The organism is Pseudomonas sp. R45(2017) (assembly GCF_002112305.1).
Classification (GTDB): domain Bacteria; phylum Pseudomonadota; class Gammaproteobacteria; order Pseudomonadales; family Pseudomonadaceae; genus Aquipseudomonas; species Aquipseudomonas paraglycinae.
The window spans coordinates 37,307-57,813 of record NZ_NEHH01000016.1 but is presented as its reverse complement, the minus strand read 5'-3'; the positions used below and the strand labels follow the sequence as shown (position 1 = coordinate 57,813).

Here is a 20,507-nt window from a genome sequence, read left to right as displayed (position 1 = left end):
AGTGATGGACATGAAAAAAATAATTGCGCTAGGGCTGATGTTGGCAGCATTACAAGGGTGCAGTCTGCGCGAGCCGATGCCGGCCGAGCAGGACACCGATACCCCGACCCTGACCCCCAGGGCCTCGACCTACTACGACTTGCTGAAAATGCCGCGACCCAAGGGCCGGCTGATGGCGGTGGTGTACGGCTTCCGTGACCAGACGGGGCAGTACAAACCGACCCCGGCCAGCTCCTTTTCCACCAGCGTCACCCAGGGCGCGGCGTCAATGTTGATGGACGCCATGCAGGCCAGCGGCTGGTTTGTGGTGCTGGAACGTGAAGGGCTGCAGAACCTGCTGACTGAACGCAAGATCATTCGCGCGTCGCAGAAGAAGCCGAATACGCCGGTCAACATTCAGGGCGAGCTGCCGCCGTTGCAGGCGGCGAACATGATGCTCGAGGGCGGGATCATCGCTTATGACACCAACGTGCGCAGCGGTGGGGAAGGGGCGCGGTATCTGGGGATCGATCTTTCCCGCGAGTATCGGGTGGATCAGGTGACGGTGAATTTGCGTGCGGTGGATGTGCGTAGCGGGCAGGTGTTGGCGAATGTGATGACCAGCAAGACGATTTATTCGGTGGCGCGCAGTGCGGGGATTTTCAAGTTTATCGAGTTCAAGAAGTTGCTTGAGGCTGAGGTCGGGTATACGACCAATGAGCCGGCGCAGTTGTGTGTGTTGTCGGCGATTGAGGCGGCGGTGGGGCATATGGTGGCGCAGGGGATTGAGCGGCGGTTGTGGCAGGTGGCGGGGGATGCTTCTACCCCGGGTCAGGATGATGTTTTGAATCGGTACCTGACTCAGAACAAGATTGATCCGGATGCGGAGTGAACGTGGCGGCCTTCGGGCCGACCAGGTTCTTGTTGGGTTGGGTGAATATCCGTTTCTTCGGGTGTTGCCGCTGGCGGTTCCGCTCTTACAGCGGCTCACTTTTTCAAACGCCAAAAAGTAAGCAAAAGGCTTGGCCCCGGCGTTCGGCCCCTCGCTGGGGCTCGGGGTTCCTTCGCTCCGGGATTCATCCGGGGGCATCGCCTCCGGTTTGCTTCGCTGCACCTCCTCTCGATGTGTTTGGCTTCGCCAAACGGTCGCTTCGCTCCCACCCCCGGATGAATCCCTCCACTCAGCCTTCCGATGGGGCCGGCACGTCAAGAGCGGTACTCGAGCTAACGCTCATTGTTTGGTTTGGTGAGGGCGCAGATTGTGTAGGTGGGTTTGGTTTTGATTTTTTGTTTTGAAAGCTTGAGTTCAACTCGATGGTTGAGGTCGATGTAACTCGAATGAACAACTCGGTCGGCTCCCTCTCCCCCCGGGAGAGGGCTGGGGTGAGGGCCAGCGTCCTGAAGTCTGTTTAAAAACGTGTCTGAATACACCGAACCTTCCCACAAGGTTTTCAGGTTGTCCGTCGGAAGCGCGGGCTCTAGCCTGTTTCGGTCGCTGCCAATTCAGCGATCGGGATTGGAAACCCCGACTAGAACCGAGCGCACAAGCGCTTTTCATAACGTATGCTTGCGCACCTTGAAAAGTGTGCACTCCGTTATGGCGGCTGTGCGCGGGAGACCTTCGGGTCAACCGGGTTCTCCGTTCCCCGGGTTTCCAGCCTGCGTACAGCTGCCACCCCTTCGTTCGGAAACCGAATGGGCCAGCTTCATTTCAGGATCGGAGATTCACCATGTTCAAACCAACACCCAACCCACCCGAAACCCAAGCCAACCCCGAAACCGACCCAACCTCCCCATACACCTCCGTCAACTCGAAAAAACTCCACGAAGCCGCCGAACGCGCCCTCGATCATTACCTCTGCCCCGGCGCCCACATCATGGGCAGCGTCAACGAACCCGCCCCGATGTACCTCGCCAACCCGGCCTACAACACCGAATCCCTGCTCGCCAACGCCAGCGAGTCCCTGGGCTCGGCCAGCGAAATGCTCAACAACTTCGCCGCCACCCTCGACCCCGCCCACCGCAAGACCGCCCTGGGCATCGCGCAGATCCTCATGCTGGGTGAACTGGCCGTGAATCAGGCCTTGGATCACGTCGAACTGAAGGGCTGATCCAGCACATCCCCAATAAAAAACGCGACCCAAAAACGGGTCGCGTTTTTCACTCTCAATCCGGAGCCACCATGGATCCCCTGATCTCCCCAATCATTTCAGACTTCGAAAGCGAAGAGCAGGCCGCCAGCTACGACCGCTGGTTGATTGCCAAAATACAGGCTTCAATCGATGACCCACGACCCAGCATTCCGAATGAGCAGGTGATGGCTGATATGTCGGCCCTGATGGAGGACAAACGAAGAAAGCATGAGGCGGGGTGAGGCTCTCGCAGCGGCAATACGAAAAAACCGCGATCCCTGACAGGAGCGCGGTTTTTGTTTGGAACGGAGCGAGCAACGTACTAGAAAAAACGACGTCGCGGGTACTCCTGACGCGTGTGCAGTACGTTCACGATTTCTATTCGATCAGTTACCCGATAGATGATTAGATAACTCGAATGTACAACAGCTTCTCGAGTGCCCGGGATCCGACCGGTTCGATAGAGGCGACGATGTTCCAGAAGGTTGGATGCAGCTTTTCCAATCGCCCTGACGAGCTCTCTGGCTGCTCTCGGATGTCTTTCTGTTATGAAGTCGATAATTAGCATCAGCTTGGCCCGTGCTTCGGGCCTCCACTCAATCGACCTCGAAACCATTGTCTTTTGCCTTGAGCAAGGCATGTATCTCAGCCATCACCTGGTCATGCGAAATATTCGGACGCGGATCATCGAGAGAGGCCTGTACTTCGGCCCGAAACCAACGGTCATAACTCGCAGCCTGTTCCTCAGGATCAAGATCCGAAACAACCGGGCACAGTGGGTCGATCAAGGACGGGTCGATCATGGAACCTCCGGGTTTGGTGCCTGGAAGTCTATTCGGTAACGGTATCGCTGTCGTCGCTGTCTGGATGAATTGCATGTGGGCCAAGCTCCATGGGGATCAAGTTGTCCCGGCAAATCCTAGAGCCTGCACTTCCGACGGCCAACCGCCAGAATTCGTCAGAAAACTCCCCGAATTTCTGAAAACGTTCCGTTTTCCGTAGGACGCCACTCAAGCGTCAGCGCAAAAAAAACCGCGACCTCAAGATCGCGGTTTTCCAACACCCAACACTTACTGCTGCAAAACCGTCGCCTGGTTAGCCGACCCGAACTGCTGAATATTCGCGGTCTGCGTCATCCCGCTCTGATCCACATTGGCAATGTTCCCGGTGCCGCCCTGGGTTACATATGCCACGTTCATGGTGTCCGCCTGTTTCACGGTGATCATGTTGTCGCTGCCATACAGCTGCGCGGTGTACGCCTGGTTGCCGGTGCCGGACTGGTCGAATTCGGCGCTGTTGCCCGAGCCGTTCGATGAGCCTTGAACCAGGTTGGTGGTGCCGCGTTGGTCGGCGATGAGGATGTTGTCGCTGCCGTTCTGATCGAAGTACAGCTCGTTGTAGGAATCCGCCTGGCTGACCGTGGTTTTGTTGCCAGTGCCGGTCTGATTGGTGGTCATGATCTGGCCGATGCCGTCCTGGGTGAAGCTGGCGATGTTGCCGTTGCCGGTCTGATTGACCGTGGCGCGCTGGTTGCTGCCGAACTGGCCGCCATGTTGCGGGCCTTTCCAGTTACTGGCGTAGACCTTGTTGTCGTTGCCCACCGAGGTAGCGTTGAGGGTGTGGCTGTCGCCGTTCTGGTAGGTGAAATGCACGTTGCCGTTGCCGACTTGATACAGGGCCAGGGTCGAGTTGACCGATTCGAACTGGTCGGCATAGATGGCGTTGGTGTTGCCGACCTGGGTGACGGCGGCGGTGTTGTTTTCGCCGAAGCTTTGGTCGACCACGGTTTCGTTGCTGTCGCCGTACTGGTTGACGGTGGCCTGGCTGGCCAGTTGCGAGTCCTGCCAGATTTCGGTGCCGTTGAGGTTGCCGAACTGGTTGATGGTGATGTTGCCGCCGGTGCCGTTGCGCTGGTCGCCGTAGGCGTAGTTGCCTTCGCCGGCCTGGTTGATGCCGATCTGGCCGCCGTTGTGCAGGACCTGTTCGGCGGTGCCGTAGTTGGCGGTGCCGTACTGGGTGATCACCGAGCTGTTGCCGGTGCCTTCGTACAGTTGCTCGATGTTGGCTTCGTTGCTGTCGCCGAACTGGAAGGTCTTGCCTTCGCTGCCGTTCTGCGAGTCCTGGTAGACGAACGAGAAATTGCCGGTGCCTTGCTGTTGTTGCAGGGCCTGGTTGCCGGCGCCGAAGCCGAGGGACTGGCTGGCGTGGGCGGTGTTGAAGGCACCGGTCTGTTGTTGGGTGATGGTGCTGTTGTCTTCGAAAAGCTGCTCTGCGTAACCGGCGTTGTAGTCACCGACCGCGTCCTGGGTGATGACGCTGGTGGCGGTGTCTTGCACGGCGGCGGCGTCGTTGCCCTGGCCGAGTTGGGTTTGGGTCGCGGTGCTGAACGGCGCCTGGGTCTGCTTCACATCAGCGATGTTGGCCGTACCGAACTGGCTCTGGGTGGAAAGGCTGTCGTCGGCCATGGCCTGGGCACTGATCATGACCAGGATGGCGGCGGTGAGGGGCGTCAGTTTGAACATGATGAACTCTCCGATGATTGCAGTGCTTAGCGATATTGCTTGACCGAAACGCTCATGCCGTTGCCCGACTGGGTCACGGCGCTTTGCAGCCCCGTGCCGGCCTGCTCGATGCTGGCGTCGTTGTTGTTGCCGTTTTGCGAAATCTGCGCGCGGTTGTGGCTGCCGGTTTGCGTAATGGAAGCGGCGTTGCCGGAGCCGTTTTGCGTGATCAAGGCCATCAGGTCGCTGCCTTGTTGCAGGATGTACGCCTCCTGATTGCTGCCCGACTGCACGATCTTGCCCAGCAGCGACTGACCGTTTTGCGACAGCAGCGCGAGGTTGACCTGGCCGTTCTGGTCGATCAGGGCTTGCTGGCCCACGGGGGGCGGCAGTTCGCCGAGATCGGCGCTGTTGGGCGCCAGGTCGTCGTTTTCCATCAGGTCGTCGGCGCGCACGCCCGCACTGACGCACAGGGCGAGCAGGCAAAGCAGGGCGGCGGTCGGCGTGTTCATGGCAAATATCCTGTGGGGCGTTAACCGTTGAGCGTTGCCCCGCCTGCCCGAAAGCAGGCGGGGCACTGGCTCAGAGCGTGGTCACCGACACCGTCCGCACGGTGCCTTGGGACGAGCGGATGGTGGCGGTCGGGTTGGCTGATGGCACGACCAGCGTGTTGTTCAGCGTCAGTCGCCAGCGTCCGGTCACCGGTACCGTGGTGGTACCCAGCGTTACCAGCCCGGTCGGGGTGGTGACCTGCACGGTGATGGTGTTGCCGGTGGTCACCGACGAGGTGCCGGCGAAGTCCCAGTTGAAGCGGCCGCCGGAGCGGGCCTGCACGGTCGAAGTGGTGATCGTGAAGGTTTCCGCCGCTGGCCGTGGCGACACTTGCACCGTGACCGTTGCCGGCGTCGACTGGGCGTTGAAGCTGTCCCGGGCGATGTAGGTGAAGGTCGTGGTGAAAGCCGTGGTCACGGTGGCCGGTGGGGTGTAGGTGATCACCGTGCCGTCGGTGCTGACCGTGCCGCGTCCTGCCGGCGGTTGGGTCAGGCTGGCGACGCCCAGCGGCGTGTTGCCTTCCGGATCGGTGTCGTTGGCCAGGACGTTGATCGGGATCGCGACACCCAGGGTGGCGACGCTGTCGGCGACCGCGGTCGGTGGCCGGTTAGGCGCGACGGTCACCGTCACGGTCGCCGGGTTGGCCGAGGCCAGGCCTTTGCTGTCTTGCGCCTTGTAGGTGAAGGTCGTGGTCAACGGTGTCGTCACCACGGCTGGCGGGGTGTAGACCACCGAGGTGGTGCCGCTCAGCGCGACGGTGCCTTGGCCGGCGGCCGGTTGAGTCAGCGCGGTGATGGTCAGCGGCACGTTGTTGTCCGGGTCGCTGTCGTTGGTCAGCAGGCTGAGGGTGATCGGCACGCCGAAGCTGGTGCTGCCGGTGTCGGCGTTGGCCAGTGGCGCCTGGTTCTCACCGGTGTCCGGTGCTGCACCGACCACTACGACTGGCTCGGTATCGCTGCCGCCGGCGGCGGATTTGACCGTGACGGTCGCCGGAGGCTGGGTCAGGTCGGCCACGGTGATTTTTTGCAGCGTGCCGGTTTTCGACAGACGTCCGTAGCCTTGGGCAACCATATCCGGCACCGCGACTTCATCTGTCGAGGTGGCTTCGATCAGCAGGCTGTGGTTGGCCCAGCTGTAGCGGGCGGTCTGGATTTTCACCACGTCGGTGAGCTTGGCCGAAACGGCGGTCGGACGGGTAGTGCCGGCCGGGTTGGTCGCGGTCACGACCACCACCGACGGCAGGGTGCCGGTGCCCAGGCGCTGGCCGAAGAACAACCCGTTGTTGTCGCCCAGCAGACTGGTCTGGCACGGCGTCGGTGGTGGGCCGGGCAGCAACGCCACGGTTTCGCGGAAGCACAGGGTCGAGCTGCTGTCAGCCTTGGCGAACACCTCGGCGCGCACACCGGCCGAGGTCCGGCGATAGGTGGCGCGGTCGATGGCGACTTGGGTTTGCTGACGATTGTCGAGGACCTTGCCGGCGACGGTGAACAGGTTGGTCTGAATCGAGCCGGCGCCCGACGGACCATCGATCCGCAGGAAGTTGGTGTTGAACGGGCTGCCGGTCACCGCTTCGGTGAGATTCGGGTCGCCGACGAAGGTTTCGATGCCGCCGGTGTCCGGGTTCACTTCGGTATAAGGGCCGTTGATGCTGCGCAGGAATGGGCCGATGGCGCCGTCGAGCGCACCGCTGAAGTTGCCCGGCGCGCCGATGCCGACGTCCTTGGTGATGTTGATTGCTCGTCGACCCGGTGTGGTGACGTTGACCGTTTCAACACCATACGGGTGGGTGATGGTGTAGGTGCCGGCCACCGGGACGTTCACCCGGATGCGGATCCGCGCGAAGCTTTGCTGATCGCCGTCCACCGGGTTTTCTGCAGCGAATGCCGCTTCGATCCCGGCCACGTAGGCATCCACGCCGAAACCGGCACCGTTGTTGGGGATCGCGGTTTCCGCCAGGAACCAGAACGCTTCCGGCGGCCAGTTGTCGGGGAACACCATCGGCAGGCTGTCATCGAACACGCCCGGTTCCGGCAGCAAAGTGCACATGTACGCCGGCGGGGTGCTGACCGGCACCCGCGAACTGGCGGCGCGCGACTGGCAGAGCTCCATCGACAGTTGATTGTTGTCCTGATACCACATCGGGAATTTCCCGGTGGCGAAGGTGTAGGGGCCGGGATCGACGGCGGCCAGTTGCGCGAACGCACTGCCGGTCAGCGAGATTGTCAGCCCGAGCGCGTTGAGCGCGAAGCGTGGCCACTTGTTCATGATGCCTCCTGATGCGGATCTGGGCATGTGAGCGTTCATTGCACGATGACCACTTCTTCGGTATCGCTGCCGCCGTTGGACGACGTCACCCGAACCTTGGCCGGTGGAATCGGCGTGATCCCGGTGGCCAGGGTTTTCACCGCGCCATCACCGCCCAGCGCACCGATGGTGGCGCCGGTGCCGGAGGTGGCGGTGAGCACCGGTGGCGAGGTTTCGTCACTGGTCGAGGCCACCACGGTCAATTGCCCGGAAGTGAGGCTGTACTCGGCGCGCTGGATCACCACCAGGTCGGTCAGGTTCATGGGCAGGGTGGTCGGCGAACTGGTGGCGATCGCCAGGTGGTTGTCGGCGGTCACCTGCAGCACGGAGGGCAAAGTCGGGTTGACCGCCGATTGCGCGTACCAGCTGCCGGTGCTGTCGGCTTCTGTCATGTTCACCACGGGCGTGCTGCTGGTGATGGCGGCGGTACCCGGCGCGGGCGGGGCTTTGACGAACACGTCTTGTTGGGCCACTGGTGCGCTTTCGCCGGGCTTGCGCGAGTAGGTGCTGCGCTCGGTGATCAGAGGCGTTGGCCGCACTACTGTCGACAACTTGCCGGACACGGCGAAAGTCGTGCTGCGCAGGTCGATGCCGCCCGGGCCTTCGATGCGTACGTAGTTGGTGTTGAACGGGCTGCCGGTGACCGCTTCGTTGAGGTTCGGATCGCCAACAAACTGTTCGGCCGCGCCGGTCAACGGATTGGTCTCGGTGTACGGCCCGTTGACGCTGCGCAGGAACGGACCGATGTCACCCTTGAGCGCGCCGTCGTAGGTTTGCGGGGTGCCGATGCCGATGTCGCGGGTCATGTTGATCGCGCGCCGGCCGGGGGTATCGACGGTGAATACATCGACGCCGTAGGGGTGGGTGATGACGTAGGTGCCGGCAGTGGGCACATCGACCCGGATGCGGATTCGGGCGAAGCTGATCTGGTCGCCCTCTGCGGGGTCGCCGCCGCCGAACGCGGCTTCGATGGCGCTGACGTAAGTCAGGTCGATGCCGCGTGCTGCATCGACGACGGTGGTTTCTCCGGTGAACCAGAAGGCTTCATCGGGGAAGTTGGTGGGGAATACGAGCGGTTGCGCGTCATCGAACACGCCGGGGGTCGGCAGCAGCGAGCACATGTACGACGGGGCGCCGGGTGTGCTCGGCACGCGGGAGCTGAGCGCTTTGGACAGGCACAGATCCAGGGTGCGACCGTGGCTGTCCTGATACCAGCTGGCGAAACCGCCATTGGCCGGTGTGTAGGGACCCGGATCGACGGCGAACAGAGCGGCCTGGGCAATGCCCTGGGCCAAGGCGCTCACGACCAGGACGGTCGCGGTTTTGGACAGTAAAGGGTGCATGAGTTAATCCCTCTATCAAAGTACCTGCCCCTTGGGGATGGGTCAGTTGCAGAGGGCTTTACAACTTCCATACCAACGACGGGCCAAACGGCGGCAAACGCCCGTGGCGCAAGGGTTCGCGGCTTGTCGTGGGGGAAAAGGACGCACGTCCGGATAGGGCGACTGTCCCCAGCATTGGGGATTGTGGGGGCATGAACGCCTGGCGGTTTTCGCCTGACCGGGAAATCGGCCGAACGTGGGGCCGTTCACCCCCCGCATCCGGGCAAACACCCAACCGTGGGCTATAACCCTATAGGGACGTATCGGGAAGTCGCCGCCATGAACATGCAGTCAAAAACGCTACCGGTCGAGGAGGGCAGCCAGCGGCTGAACTCGCGCAAGCAGCCGTTCAACCTGTTGCGCTGGTTTTCATTGATCAGCATGGCGGTGATCGGCACCGTGGCGGTGGCGCTCGGGGCGGTGTCGACACGGTTCGTGATCGAAGAAAGCGTGCAGCGCGATGCCTTGCTCACTGCGCAGTTCATTCAGGCCATCGCGTCGGCGGAAGTGCGCCACGTTTCGATCCCCAATATCCGCACCATGGGGGAGTTGCTCGACCCTCGTCAGGACAACGATTTTCCCGATGTCGACCCGCAAGCCCGGGCCAGCGCCAGAGGTGAGTTTCTTGATCACATCGAGCATTTGCCGGATGTGATCCTCGCCAACATTTATGCGCCGGACCGTACCGTGATCTGGTCGACCAACCCGGCGCTGGTCAACACCCGCATTCATGCCGACGAAGACCTCGACCGGGCCTTCGATGAAAAGATCCCGGTGTCGGCGAGTTACCACAACGTAGACAAGGGCCGTGAAGAACAGAAGTTCGTGGTGCCGCCGGAATACATCTTCATTGAAAACTACATTCCACTGTTCGACGCCGAGGGCAAGAACGTCACGGCGATGGTCGAGATCTATAAGGAGCCCAAGGACCTGATCGCCCGCATGGAGCGCGGTCTGGCGCTGATCTGGCTGGCCACCGCGCTGGGCGGCGGGCTGATTTACCTGGGGTTGTACTGGATCGTGCGGCGGGCGGCGATTCTGCTGGCGGCCCAGCAAAAACAACTGATCGCCAACGAAACCTTTGTCGCGCTGGGCGAGATGTCTTCGGCAGTGGCCCACAGTCTGCGCAACCCGCTGGCGACCATTCGCTCCAGCGCCGAGCTGGCGCTGGAGTTCGACGCGGGGCCGGCACAGAAGAACATCAAGGACATCATCGGCCAGGTCGACCGCATGTCGAAGTGGGTGCGCGAACTGCTGCAATCGTTGCGACCGCTCAATGACGACCCGGAACCGGTGAACCTGGTGGCGGCGCTGCACGACAGCCTGATGGCGTTCGAGCAGCAGATTGCCAAGGCTGGCGTGCACGTGGTGTTTCAACCTCAGCAGACGCCGATGGTGCTGAGCCAGCCGGTGCAGCTCACACAAATCCTCAACAGCCTGCTGGCCAATGCGCTGGAAGCGATGGACAAGGGCGGCACACTGACCATCACCCTCGAACCGAGCGACAGCCGTGGCGTAAGCGTTGTACTCAGCGACACCGGCAAAGGCATGAACGAGGAACAGCGCAGCATGGCGTTCCGGCCGTTCTTCACCACCAAGCAGGGCGGCCTCGGCGTGGGGCTGGTACTGGTCAAACGGATCATGGAACGCTTCGGCGGGGGCGTGAGCCTGGACAGCCGTGAAGGCGAGGGCACCACCGTTCGTCTGGCGTTTCAGCTCATTCAGTAAATTGGGGTGAACTTTCCCCCAGCAGTGGGTGTCAGGCCCCGGTCACCGGGGAGTGGGGAATGCAACAGCGCGTGCAAGTCCCTGTAACAACTGGAAATGATTTTTTGGCGAGGTAATTGCAAAACACCATCACCCCTTCCTTAGATGAGGCGGCTGGTGATGGACAGAGCAATGCGTGACCCCAAAAAGCTTTTCCTGTTGACGCCACTGAGCGTCTTTCTGATGTTGACCCTGGGCCAGATGTCCGCGGTCCGAGCGAGCCCGATCGACGACGAGAATCAGCCGGAAGCGTCCGACCCGTCGGCCTATTACGACGAGCCCGAAGACCGCGCTGGCGCGCTCAATGCAATCCTGACGATGCCCGAGGCCAACGTAGACTCCTTCGATCTGCCTGACGGGGTCAAAGGCACGCGCAACACGACGCGCACGGAAAACATCCTGCCGCCCACCGTCCAGACCAGTTTCAATTACCCCACCAACGGCAAGCCAAGCCCGCTGTACGGTGCCCAGCCGTTCACTCAGCAACTGGTGCTGTTCGAAGAGTTCGGCCCGGAAAAACTCGACCCGACCACACCGGCCGCGCCGTTGAGCTTCCCGCCTGCGGCCATCGGCCCGGCACCGGCGCAAGACCCGAACAACATCGCCCGCAGCGCGCCACCCGGCACCGCGCTGGATGCATTCCTGCGTCAACCGGGGCTCACGCCATTTCCGAGCCAGTATGCCAACACGGTTGACCGCAACCCTTGGCAGGCGCAGATCGAACTGTTCCTCAACCGTCACATCGGTTCCTCCGCCGAAGGCCGGCCACCGGGAAAAGGTTGGGCTCATCAGCGCTGGAACGAGTTCTACCCGCAAGTCGCCTACAAGACCGTGCAAACCGGTGCGCGGCTGAACGGCGGCCTGCGTGACAGTCGGCAGATGCACGGTTATGCGGTGGGCGAATTCGGCCCCGGCGGTCTGTACCACAACGTCGCGGGCGTGCCGGCGACGGATGGCACGGCCAAGGGTGTCGATCCACGGTTCCACCCGGCGATGCCGGTTCAGGACCACAACTCGGTGTGGACCTTCGACGGTACGCTGCCGCCGAAACTGTTGATGGTGCGCTACGGCCAACCGGTGCTGATGCGGCACTACAACGGTTTGCCGATCGACCCATCGGCCAACCGCGGTTTCGGCCTGCACACCATCACCACCCACGAGCACAACGGCCACGCGCCAGCGGAAAGCGACGGTTATGCCAACGCGTTCTTCTTCCCCGGCCAGTTTTACGACTATCGCTGGCCGATCCAGCTCGCCGGTTATGACAGCATTAACACCAAGGCTGAAGATCCACGCGCCGCATTCCCGTGCGCACCGGGGGAAACCCTGTGGGTCAACGACCTGCAGCCTGCGAAAAAGACCTGCGACCACGGCACCATCAGGATTCGCGGCGACTGGCGCGAAACCATGAGCACCCACTGGTTCCACGACCACATGCTCGATTTCACCGCGCAGAACGTCTACAAGGGCAACGCGGCGATGATGAACTACTACAGCGCCCTGGACCGTGGCAACGAATCGGTGAACGACGGCGTCAACCTGCGTTTCCCCAGCGGCAGCGCCTTGCCGTGGGGCAACCGCGACTATGACGTCAACCTGGTGTTCGCCGACAAAGCCTGGGATCAGCAGGGTCAGCTGTGGTTCAACCCGTTCAACACCGATGGCTTCATCGGCGATCAGGTGCTGGTCAACTGGCAATGGAAACCGACCCTCGACGTGCGGGCGCGCAGTTATCGCTTCCGCCTCCTCAATGGTTCGGTGTCGCGCTACTTCAAGCTCGCGCTGGTGCGTGAAGTCAAAGGCACCGGCGGCGAATTCCAGGGGCCGAGAAACTCCGGTGTGTCGTACAGCCGCGTGCCGTTCCACATGATCGCCAACGACGGCAACATCATGGAACACAGCGTGCCGTTCGACGGCTCGATGGACCTGGATGCCGACGGCGACAAGCAGAACCACAACGCGATCCTGCCGACTCAGGGCATCGCCGAGCGGTTCGACATCATCGTCAACTTTGCGAAAAACGGCATCAAACCGGGCGACAAGCTGTTCTTCGTCAACCTGCAGGCCCAAGACGACGGCAAGGGCCCGAAAGAAGTGATCCCGCTGGCCGACGTGCTGTCGGAGAAATACCTGGCAGTCATCAAACAGACCAGCAAGGGCCCGCAATGGGATCGGGGTGACCCGGTGGTAGGCAAGGTCCTGCAACTCAACGTCAAGGCTTATACCGGCCAGGATCTGTCGATGAACCCGGCGGCCTACGAACCGGCCAAACCGGGCAAGGCGGAAGGCCTGGTGATGATTCCGCTGAAGATCCACCGTGACAACGCTGCCGACAAGGCGCTGCTGGCCAAGGCGCTGCACCGGACCTTCACCTTCGGTCGCGCCGACGGCACCGATGAAGCGCCGTGGACGATCAAGACCGATAGCGGTTTCGGCTTCCACATGGACCCACGCCGGTTGAATGCCTCGACCAAACTGGCCAGCGGCCCGACCGACGCCGGAGTCAGCGGCATCGGCACCCTGGAAGTGTGGAACATCAAGGCCGGCGGCACGGGCTGGAGTCATCCGGTGCACGTGCACTTCGAGGAGGGGATCATCCTCAGCCGTGGCGGCAAGGCCCCGCCTGAATGGGAAAAATGGGCGCGCAAGGACGTCTATCGCATCGGTTCGGAGGCCGACGGGCTGGACAGCGTCGAGATGGCGATCAACTTCCGCGAGTTCGCCGGGACTTACATGGAGCACTGTCACAACACCCAGCATGAGGACAACTCGATGCTGCTGCGTTGGGACCTCGAGAAACCCGGGCAACTGCAGTTGATGCCGACACCGCTGCCGAGCTGGGATGGCGTGCGCTACGTCAACTCCGCCGCGCTGCCAACCTTCCGCACCGGCGACGGCTTCGGCCCGCAAGTGACCGTGAAACCATGAAAAGGGAGGGAGCCGACACGACCCAGCCAACGCCGCGCTCCCGCGCCCTGGGCATGCACCTGATTCTGGTGCTGGTCACCTGCCTGCTCGGCAGCCAGGTGCTCATCGCCCATCAGGCGCAGCCCGAAGGCGCCAGTGAGTCCGCCACCCCGTGGGGTGGCGACTATTTCCCCAACACCCTGCTGACCGACCAGGACGGTCGGCAGGTGCGCTTTTTCGATGACCTGATCAAAGACAAGGTGGTGGTGATCAACTTCATCTTCACTTCGTGCAGCGACTCCTGCCCACTGGAAACCGCACGCTTGCGCCAGGTGCAGAAACTGCTGGGGGACCGGGTCGGGAAAGACATCTTCTTCTACTCGATCACTATCGATCCGCTGAGCGACACCCCCGCAGTGCTCAAGGCCTATGCGCAACGCTTCAAGGTCGGCCCCGGCTGGAAATTCCTCACCGGCGAGTTCGAAGACGTCACCGAGTTGCGCAAGAAGCTCGGGCTGTTTATCGAAGGCGTCGACAACGGCCGCACCAAGGACCACAACCTGAGCCTGATCGTCGGCAACCAGAGCACCGGGCGCTGGATGAAAGCCTCGCCGTTCGAGAACCCGTGGATCCTCGCCGACCAGCTCGCCAACACGCTGCAGAACTGGAAACAGGCCAGCACCGAAGAAAGCTACGCCGACGCTCCGCAGATTCGTCCGCCGAGCAATGGCGAAGAACTGTTCCGCACCCGCTGCGCTTCGTGTCACAGCCTCGGCCCGCAGGACGGCGAAGGCATCGGCATGCGCAACATCGGCCCGGACCTGATCGGCGTGACCCACCAGCGTGATCCGGCCTGGCTCAATCGCTGGATCCGCGAACCGGATCGCGTGCTGGCGGAGAAAGATCCGGTCGCACTGCAACTGTTCGAGCAATACGAGCGTATCCCGATGCCCAATCTGCGCCTGGACGAGGCCTCGGCGCAGTCGATCATCGACTTTCTGAGTGCCGAAACCGAGCGTCAGCATCCGTCCGTGCAGCCCTTGGCCGACGGGGCATTGACGCCAGTAAAACCGGCTTCTGTCAGCGAAACGGTGAGTCGAATGCAGTAGCGGCTAAATAGCATCATTGAACCGTGTGTCACGGTCATTGCCACCTACACTCATTCGAGAGAGGGCGGCTGTAACCGGCTCGATACCAGAACGCCAGGGCATCCCCATGCAACGACTGGAAGAACAGAAAACATCGGCACCGAACCTCGCGCTGGCGGCCATCAAGAGCTGGGGCGGGCAGTTCAATCTGCTGCGCTGGTTTTCGCTGGCCAGTTTTTTCATCATCGCGGCCGTGGCGCTGGGGCTGGGGTATATCTCCACGCGCTTCGTGGTCACCGAAAGCGTGGAGCGCGATGCGCTGCTCACCGCGCAATTCGTGCAGGCCATCGGCGATGCAGAAATGCGCCATGCCAACATCACGCCGCAACGGACCATGGGCGAGATGCTCGACTCGCGCCAGGACGGGAACTACCCCGACGTCGATCCGCTGTCCCATGCAATGGCCCGTGCCGAGTTTCTCGATCATGTCGAACATTTGCCGGATGTTCTGCTGGCCACGGTTTACGCCCTGGACCGCACGGTCATCTGGTCGACCAACCCCGAACTGATCAACGTCAAGTTTGAAGACGACGACGAGCTGGATGAGTCGTTCGAGATGAAAGTCCCGGTGTCTTCCAGTTATCACAAGATCGACGATGAAAAACCCGAGCAGCGGCTGTCCCGCGAACCGAAATACCTGTTCATCGAAAACTACATTCCGATGTTCAACGCCGACAAAAGCAAAGTGGTCGCCATGGTCGAGATTTACAAGGAGCCGGCCGATCTGGTCGACCGTATCGACCGAGGGTTCGCCTCGATCTGGGCTGCGACGATCCTCGGCGGCGCGGCGATTTACCTCGGCTTGTTCTGGATCGTGCGGCGCGCCTCGACGCTGCTGCAGAGCCAGCAGCAGCAACTGATCAGCAATGAAACCTTTGTCGCTCTGGGCGAGATGTCCTCGGCGGTGGCCCACAGCCTGCGCAACCCGCTGGCGACCATTCGTTCCAGCGCCGAGCTGGCCCAGGAAATCGCCAGCCCCGGCGCGCAACGCAACATCGGCGACATCATCAGCCAGGTCGACCGCATGTCGCGCTGGGTTCGCGAACTGCTGGTGTCGTTGCGCCCGATGAGTGACGACGGCGAGGCGGTGGACCTGCTGGCGGCGGTCGAGGACACCCTGGGGGCGTTTGATGCGCTGATCCGGCGCAACGGCGTCGAAGTGCGATTCGCACCACAAGATTGCCCGCCGGTGGTCAGTCAACAGGTGCTGCTCACGCAAATTCTCAATAGCCTGTTTGCCAATGCCCTGGAAGCGATGCCCAGAGGCGGCGTACTCAGTGTCGAGATTGAAACGGCGCAGGCCGGTCAGGTGCGCATGACCCTGAGCGACACCGGCAAAGGCATGAGCGCGCAGCAGCAACAACTGGTGTTCAAACCGTTTTTCACCACCAAGCAGGGCGGCCTCGGGGTCGGCCTGGCGCTGGTCAAGCGAATCATGGAGCGGTTTCAGGGTTCGGTCATGCTGACCAGCCGCGAGCAGGAAGGAACCCGCGTCAGTCTCAACTTTAGAGTGGCATCGGGAGGGGAATATGGAACACAGCATTCTGCTGGTCGAGGATGACGAACTGCTGGCCGAAAATATTCAGACCTACCTGGAGCGCAAAGACTTCGAGGTGACGGTCTGCCACTCGGCCGAGGACGCGCTGGGGCAACTGGAAAGCTTCATGCCGGACATCGTCCTGACCGACAACTCGCTGCCGGGCATGAGCGGTCACGATCTGATCCAGAAGCTGCGCATCAGCGCGCCGGACCTGAAAGTGATCATGATGACCGGTTACGGCAACGTCGAAGACGCGGTGGTCGCAATGAAGGAGGGCGCCTTTCATTACGTCACCAAACCGGTCGCGCTGCCAGAACTCAAACTGCTGCTGGACAAGGCCCTGGCCACCGAACGGATGGAGCGCACGCTGTCGTTCTACCAGGAGCGCGAGGCGCAGAAATCCGGAGTGCAGGCGCTGATCGGCGAATCGGCGCCTATGCTGCACCTGAAGAACACCATCGGTCAGTTGCTCGACGCCGAGCGGCGCATGGCCAACGGCGATCTGCCGCCGGTTCTGGTGGAGGGCGAAACCGGTACCGGCAAGGAACTGGTCGCCCGCGCGCTGCATTTCGACGGCGCGCGCAGCAAAGGCCCGTTCATTGAATTCAACTGCGCGTCGATTCCGGCCAACCTGGTGGAGTCAGAGCTGTTCGGGCATGAAAAAGGCGCGTTCACCGATGCCAAGGACCGCCGGGTCGGGCTGGTGGAAGCCGCAGATGGCGGCACGCTGTTTCTCGATGAAATCGGTGAAATGGATCTGGTGCTCCAGGCCAAGCTGCTGAAATTGCTGGAGGATCGCACCATTCGCCGGGTCGGCTCGGTGAAGGAGCGCAAGGTCAACCTGCGGGTGATCAGCGCCACCAATTGCAACCTTGAGCAGATGGTCCAGCAGGGCAAGTTCCGCCGCGATCTGTTTTTCCGCCTGCGGATCATCTCGATCAAGGTCCCGCGCTTGTACGCCCGTGGCGAAGACATCCTGCTGCTGGCCCGGCACTTCCTCGCCAGCCACGGCAAGCGCTATGGCAAACCGAACCTGCATTTCAGCGATCAGGCCGAAGAGCTGCTGCTCAGTTACACCTGGCCGGGCAACGTGCGCGAACTGCGCAACATGCTCGAACAGACCGTGCTGCTGGCGCAGGGCGATACCATCGCCGCGCACCAGTTGAACGTGTGCATGAGCCTGTGCGATGACCTGCCACCGCAGCATCAGCACGAGGTGCCGCACCCGCACTTCGAACCGCGCCCGGCGAGCAATACCGAATCGATGAACCTGCCGGAAGTCGAACGCGACATGGTGCGCAAGATGCTCGACAAGACCGACTGGAACGTCACCAAATCGGCGCGCCTGCTGGGCCTGAGCCGCGACATGCTGCGCTACCGCATCGAAAAACTCGGCCTGGCACGCCCGGACAAGCGTCAGTGGTAGACCGCGTTGCTGCGTGGGCTGGGCGTGCCGAGGCATTCGAGCACGCACGTCGGGTCCAGCACTTCGTCGTTGACGTAAATGCCGCGCTCGGCATCGTAGGTGCGGATAAACACCCGCACCGTCGCATCGGCCACGGTCGGCAGTTGCGAGTCCTGGAAAACACGGCGATCCGGGATGACGATGAAGTCCTGTGGCGGCGTGTCATCGAACGGCCGGGGCGGCTGAGCGGACAGCGACGGCGGAGCAGGGTGGGCAAAAGGCTGGTCCGACCCGTAGTAGTCGAAGTTGCTGTCCAGCGCCTGCGCCTGGGTGGCGGCGAGCAGACAGGCGGACAAAAGCAGTCGATTGAACATTCCCATGGCAGCACCTGTGGAAGCGGATTTCCCCAAGGCTATTAACTATAGCTGTCCGTGGTGCAGGCGTTGGTGCAGGTGTTGTCGGCTTACAAGTTCGCAACAACCTGCTGCGCGAGGCTGATCTAGACTCGGGCCGCTCAATTGTGAGCATCGCCCGGAGTGCGCCATGGAAGTGCCAAACAATAAAAACGCCGTCGAGAGCAATCGTCAGGCGTGGAACGATTCCGCCCGTCATCACCAGGACTCCCCCGAGTGGCAGGCCTTGCTGACCGACGTCGCGCAGGCTGATTTTTCCTGCCTCGACGACACCCTACGCGGCTTGCTCGAGCAGGTCGGTGTCGATGGCAAAGACGTCGTGCAGCTGTGTTGCAACAACGGCCGCGAAAGCCTGTCACTGTTCGCCCTCGGCGCACGGAACGTGGTCGGTATCGATCAGTCGAGCGCGTTTCTCGAACAGGCCCGCGAACTGAACAAACGTTCGCCGCACAACGCCGAATTCATCGAAGCCGATATTCATCATTTGCCTGAATCGCTGCGCGGCCGTTTTGACGTTGCACTGATCACCATCGGCGTCCTTAACTGGATGCCCGACATCGGCGAATTCTTCCGCCACGTCGCCTCGACTCTCAAACCGGGGGGACAACTGGTGATCTACGAAACCCACCCGTTCCTGGAAATGGTCGACCCCGAGGCCGAGGACCCGTTTCGTTTCGCCAGCTCGTATTTCCGTAAAGAACCGTTCGTGCTTGAAAAACCGATCGTCTACGTCGGCAAGGTCGAACAGCCGGCGGCCAAGTCCTACTGGTTCGTGCACAGCCTCGGCGCGATCTTCACCGCCGCCCTCGAGGCCGGCCTGAACATCTCGCACTTCAAGGAATACCCGCACTCGAACCGGGAAGAAGTGTATGACCAGTACCAGAACCGCGAGGCGCAGATGCCGATGTGTTTTACGTGGGTGGGGGTGAAGCGCTGAGTAGCGCAGCTTTCAGGACGTGGAGTGATTCAGCACATGTCCCGGTTGTGCACACAGATCGATGCCAAGGGCATGAATGACTTTAAGAACCGTGTCGAAGCGAGGCTTGGCTCCTGGTGCGAAAGCCTTGTACAGACTTTCGCGCCCCATGCCCGAATCCTTCGCAATCTGCGTCATGCCACGCGCCTTGACGACATAACCGATTGCACGAAGAAACTCTTCGTTGTCACCGTCGGCCAACACTTGGGATAGGTATTCACTGATGGCTTCATCACTGTCCAGCAGTGCTGCCATATCAAAAGCTGTCAAAGTCTGGCTCATGGTTAAACCTCCTTTGCCATTTTTTTTGCACGTCTGATGTCCGCGCTTTGTGTGGATTTGTCGCCGCCGGCCAGCAAAACGATAACTACACCGTTACGCATCGTGAAGTAGACCCGATACCCGGCGCCGACATCAACGCGCATTTCCGACACACCATCACCTACGGGTTTAATGTCGCCTAGATTACCTGCTGATGCACGATCTATGCGACGGGCAATAGCTACCTTGGCACGGAGATCTCGAATAGAGGCATGCCAGGTCACGAACACGGATGTCTGTTGCACGAAATAGTTCATGGCTCGACTGTATCCATTTGGATACGGTCGAGCAGTCAGCCGGTTCTGTTATCGGCCTTGGATGTGTCGTCTGCAGGTGTAGGCAAGTAGTCTCAGATTATGTAGGAGCTAGCGTCTCCGATAGCTCCCACAGTGCTGCTTTGGACCTTCAAGCCTGCGCAGCCGCCGTCACCACCGGCCGTCCCGGTTTGCGCAGCGGATCGAGGCGTGAACCCTCATAGCGCGTTTCGCGGAAGAACCGCCATTTGCCGAACAGGCAATAGACGTGGGTGACGCGGCCCTGTTCGTGGTAGCCCATGCGGATGTGCAGTTTCAGCGCCGGGATGTTGTGGGTTTCGCAGACGTCCACCACCTTGTTGCAACCCTGGGCGGCCATGGCTTCCCAGAGGGCGACCTGCACGTCCACCGACAGGCTGCTGCCGAAGTAGGCGCGGATCATTTCACCGCCGAACTCGAAGAACTCGCCGGGTTTGACCGGGAAGGTGCAGCCGTAATAGTGGCGGTCGTGGTAGTCACGAGTGCTGCCCCAGATAAATCCCACCGCATGGCCGTCGGCATCCAGGTACATGTGCCCGGTGTGGCCTTCGTTGGCCAGTTCGGCCATGGTCTGCACCCGGTCACCGAAGTGTTTGGCGAACGCGCCGGCATTCTCGGCGGTGATGTCGACTTTGCGCAGGCCGTCGTAGGGGCGCAGCTTGTGCGGCGGTACCGGGCTGACCAGGTCGCGCTCCATCCACAACAGTTCCCAATGGAAGAACACGTAGCGTTTCCACAACGTGCCGAAGGTGCGGCCCAGGCCTTTTTGCTTGATACGTTCACGCAGCTTTTCAATGACGCTCATGATGCCCTCCGAGGCCGGAGCCCGGGTGTTGTGGATGACGCTTTTGTGGGTATAGATCAGCCCTGCAAGTTCATGTCAAAGC

Annotated in this window: 19 protein-coding genes; 9 read left to right on the top strand and 10 right to left on the bottom strand. The window is 61.4% G+C overall.

All coding sequences use genetic code 11. The annotated features are described in order from the left end of the window. Positions 1-10: 10 nt before the first annotated feature. The 3 genes from CAF74_RS27605 to CAF74_RS27595 all read left to right on the top strand — a co-directional run bounded on the left by CAF74_RS27605 (position 11) and on the right by CAF74_RS27595 (position 2,353). On the top strand, positions 11-871 hold the full coding sequence (locus tag CAF74_RS27605; RefSeq protein ID WP_085748463.1) for a CsgG/HfaB family protein: 861 nt from the start codon (positions 11-13) through the stop codon (positions 869-871). Between the two features lie 838 nt (positions 872-1,709). After that, a complete protein-coding gene (locus CAF74_RS27600; protein ID WP_085748462.1) occupies positions 1,710-2,090 on the top strand; it encodes a DUF6124 family protein in 381 nt (126 codons plus the stop codon). Positions 2,091-2,161: 71 nt separating this feature from the next. Continuing rightward, positions 2,162-2,353 (top strand): antitoxin, encoded by a 192-nt coding sequence (locus CAF74_RS27595; RefSeq protein WP_085748461.1) that lies wholly within the window; start codon positions 2,162-2,164, stop codon positions 2,351-2,353. An 80-nt stretch (positions 2,354-2,433) separates the two neighbouring features. Here CAF74_RS27595 and CAF74_RS27590 read toward each other — a convergent pair whose 3' ends face one another. The 6 genes from CAF74_RS27590 to CAF74_RS27565 all read right to left on the bottom strand — a co-directional run bounded on the left by CAF74_RS27590 (position 2,434) and on the right by CAF74_RS27565 (position 8,811). Beyond that, entirely contained in the window at positions 2,434-2,679 is a 246-nt protein-coding gene (locus tag CAF74_RS27590; protein WP_371857364.1) for a type II toxin-antitoxin system RelE/ParE family toxin, read from the bottom strand. A gap of 28 nt (positions 2,680-2,707) precedes the next feature. Continuing rightward, entirely contained in the window at positions 2,708-2,914 is a 207-nt protein-coding gene (locus CAF74_RS27585) for an antitoxin (protein WP_085748459.1), read from the bottom strand. A gap of 267 nt (positions 2,915-3,181) precedes the next feature. Beyond that, positions 3,182-4,633, bottom strand: coding sequence for a curlin (locus CAF74_RS27580; protein WP_085748458.1), 1,452 nt, complete (start codon positions 4,631-4,633; stop codon positions 3,182-3,184). Positions 4,634-4,659: 26 nt separating this feature from the next. Beyond that, positions 4,660-5,124, bottom strand: coding sequence for a curlin (locus tag CAF74_RS27575; protein ID WP_007956150.1), 465 nt, complete (start codon positions 5,122-5,124; stop codon positions 4,660-4,662). 70 nt (positions 5,125-5,194) lie between these two features. Continuing rightward, positions 5,195-7,429 carry an Ig-like domain-containing protein gene (locus CAF74_RS27570; RefSeq protein ID WP_085748457.1) on the bottom strand — a complete coding sequence of 745 codons (2,235 nt, stop codon included), beginning with the start codon at positions 7,427-7,429 and terminating at the stop codon, positions 5,195-5,197. A gap of 35 nt (positions 7,430-7,464) precedes the next feature. Next, positions 7,465-8,811, bottom strand: a complete 1,347-nt coding sequence (locus CAF74_RS27565; protein ID WP_085748456.1) for a hypothetical protein — start codon at positions 8,809-8,811, stop codon at positions 7,465-7,467. Between the two features lie 318 nt (positions 8,812-9,129). Here CAF74_RS27565 and CAF74_RS27560 point away from each other — a divergent pair, with 318 nt between their 5' ends. The 5 genes from CAF74_RS27560 to CAF74_RS27540 all read left to right on the top strand — a co-directional run bounded on the left by CAF74_RS27560 (position 9,130) and on the right by CAF74_RS27540 (position 17,638). Beyond that, positions 9,130-10,578 carry an ATP-binding protein gene (locus tag CAF74_RS27560; RefSeq protein WP_085748455.1) on the top strand — a complete coding sequence of 483 codons (1,449 nt, stop codon included), beginning with the start codon at positions 9,130-9,132 and terminating at the stop codon, positions 10,576-10,578. Between the two features lie 159 nt (positions 10,579-10,737). Continuing rightward, positions 10,738-13,545 carry a multicopper oxidase domain-containing protein gene (locus tag CAF74_RS27555; protein ID WP_085748454.1) on the top strand — a complete coding sequence of 936 codons (2,808 nt, stop codon included), beginning with the start codon at positions 10,738-10,740 and terminating at the stop codon, positions 13,543-13,545. Further along, positions 13,542-14,633, top strand: coding sequence for an SCO family protein (locus CAF74_RS27550; RefSeq protein WP_085748453.1), 1,092 nt, complete (start codon positions 13,542-13,544; stop codon positions 14,631-14,633). The genes CAF74_RS27555 and CAF74_RS27550 overlap by 4 nt, the downstream gene beginning before the upstream one ends. Positions 14,634-14,739: 106 nt before the next feature. Next, a complete protein-coding gene (locus CAF74_RS27545; RefSeq protein WP_085748452.1) occupies positions 14,740-16,233 on the top strand; it encodes a HAMP domain-containing sensor histidine kinase in 1,494 nt (497 codons plus the stop codon). Further along, positions 16,202-17,638 (top strand): sigma-54 dependent transcriptional regulator, encoded by a 1,437-nt coding sequence (locus CAF74_RS27540; RefSeq protein WP_085748451.1) that lies wholly within the window; start codon positions 16,202-16,204, stop codon positions 17,636-17,638. Before CAF74_RS27545 ends, CAF74_RS27540 begins: the two co-directional genes overlap by 32 nt. Here CAF74_RS27540 and CAF74_RS27535 read toward each other — a convergent pair. Beyond that, entirely contained in the window at positions 17,629-17,997 is a 369-nt protein-coding gene (locus CAF74_RS27535; protein ID WP_085748450.1) for a hypothetical protein, read from the bottom strand. The two genes, CAF74_RS27540 and CAF74_RS27535, sit on opposite strands and share 10 nt — an antisense overlap. 163 nt (positions 17,998-18,160) lie before the next feature. On the opposite strand from CAF74_RS27535, the gene CAF74_RS27530 reads away from it, so the two are divergent. Continuing rightward, complete coding sequence (locus CAF74_RS27530; RefSeq protein ID WP_085748449.1) at positions 18,161-18,967, top strand: class I SAM-dependent methyltransferase; 807 nt, start codon at positions 18,161-18,163, stop codon at positions 18,965-18,967. 12 nt (positions 18,968-18,979) lie between these two features. Here CAF74_RS27530 and CAF74_RS27525 read toward each other — a convergent pair whose 3' ends face one another. The 3 genes from CAF74_RS27525 to CAF74_RS27515 all read right to left on the bottom strand — a co-directional run bounded on the left by CAF74_RS27525 (position 18,980) and on the right by CAF74_RS27515 (position 20,425). Further along, complete coding sequence (locus CAF74_RS27525; RefSeq protein ID WP_085748448.1) at positions 18,980-19,288, bottom strand: addiction module antidote protein; 309 nt, start codon at positions 19,286-19,288, stop codon at positions 18,980-18,982. Between the two features lie 2 nt (positions 19,289-19,290). Beyond that, positions 19,291-19,584 (bottom strand): type II toxin-antitoxin system RelE/ParE family toxin, encoded by a 294-nt coding sequence (locus tag CAF74_RS27520; protein ID WP_085748447.1) that lies wholly within the window; start codon positions 19,582-19,584, stop codon positions 19,291-19,293. 148 nt (positions 19,585-19,732) lie between these two features. Further along, positions 19,733-20,425, bottom strand: a complete 693-nt coding sequence (locus tag CAF74_RS27515; protein WP_085748446.1) for a GNAT family N-acetyltransferase — start codon at positions 20,423-20,425, stop codon at positions 19,733-19,735. Positions 20,426-20,507: the final 82 nt, after the last annotated feature.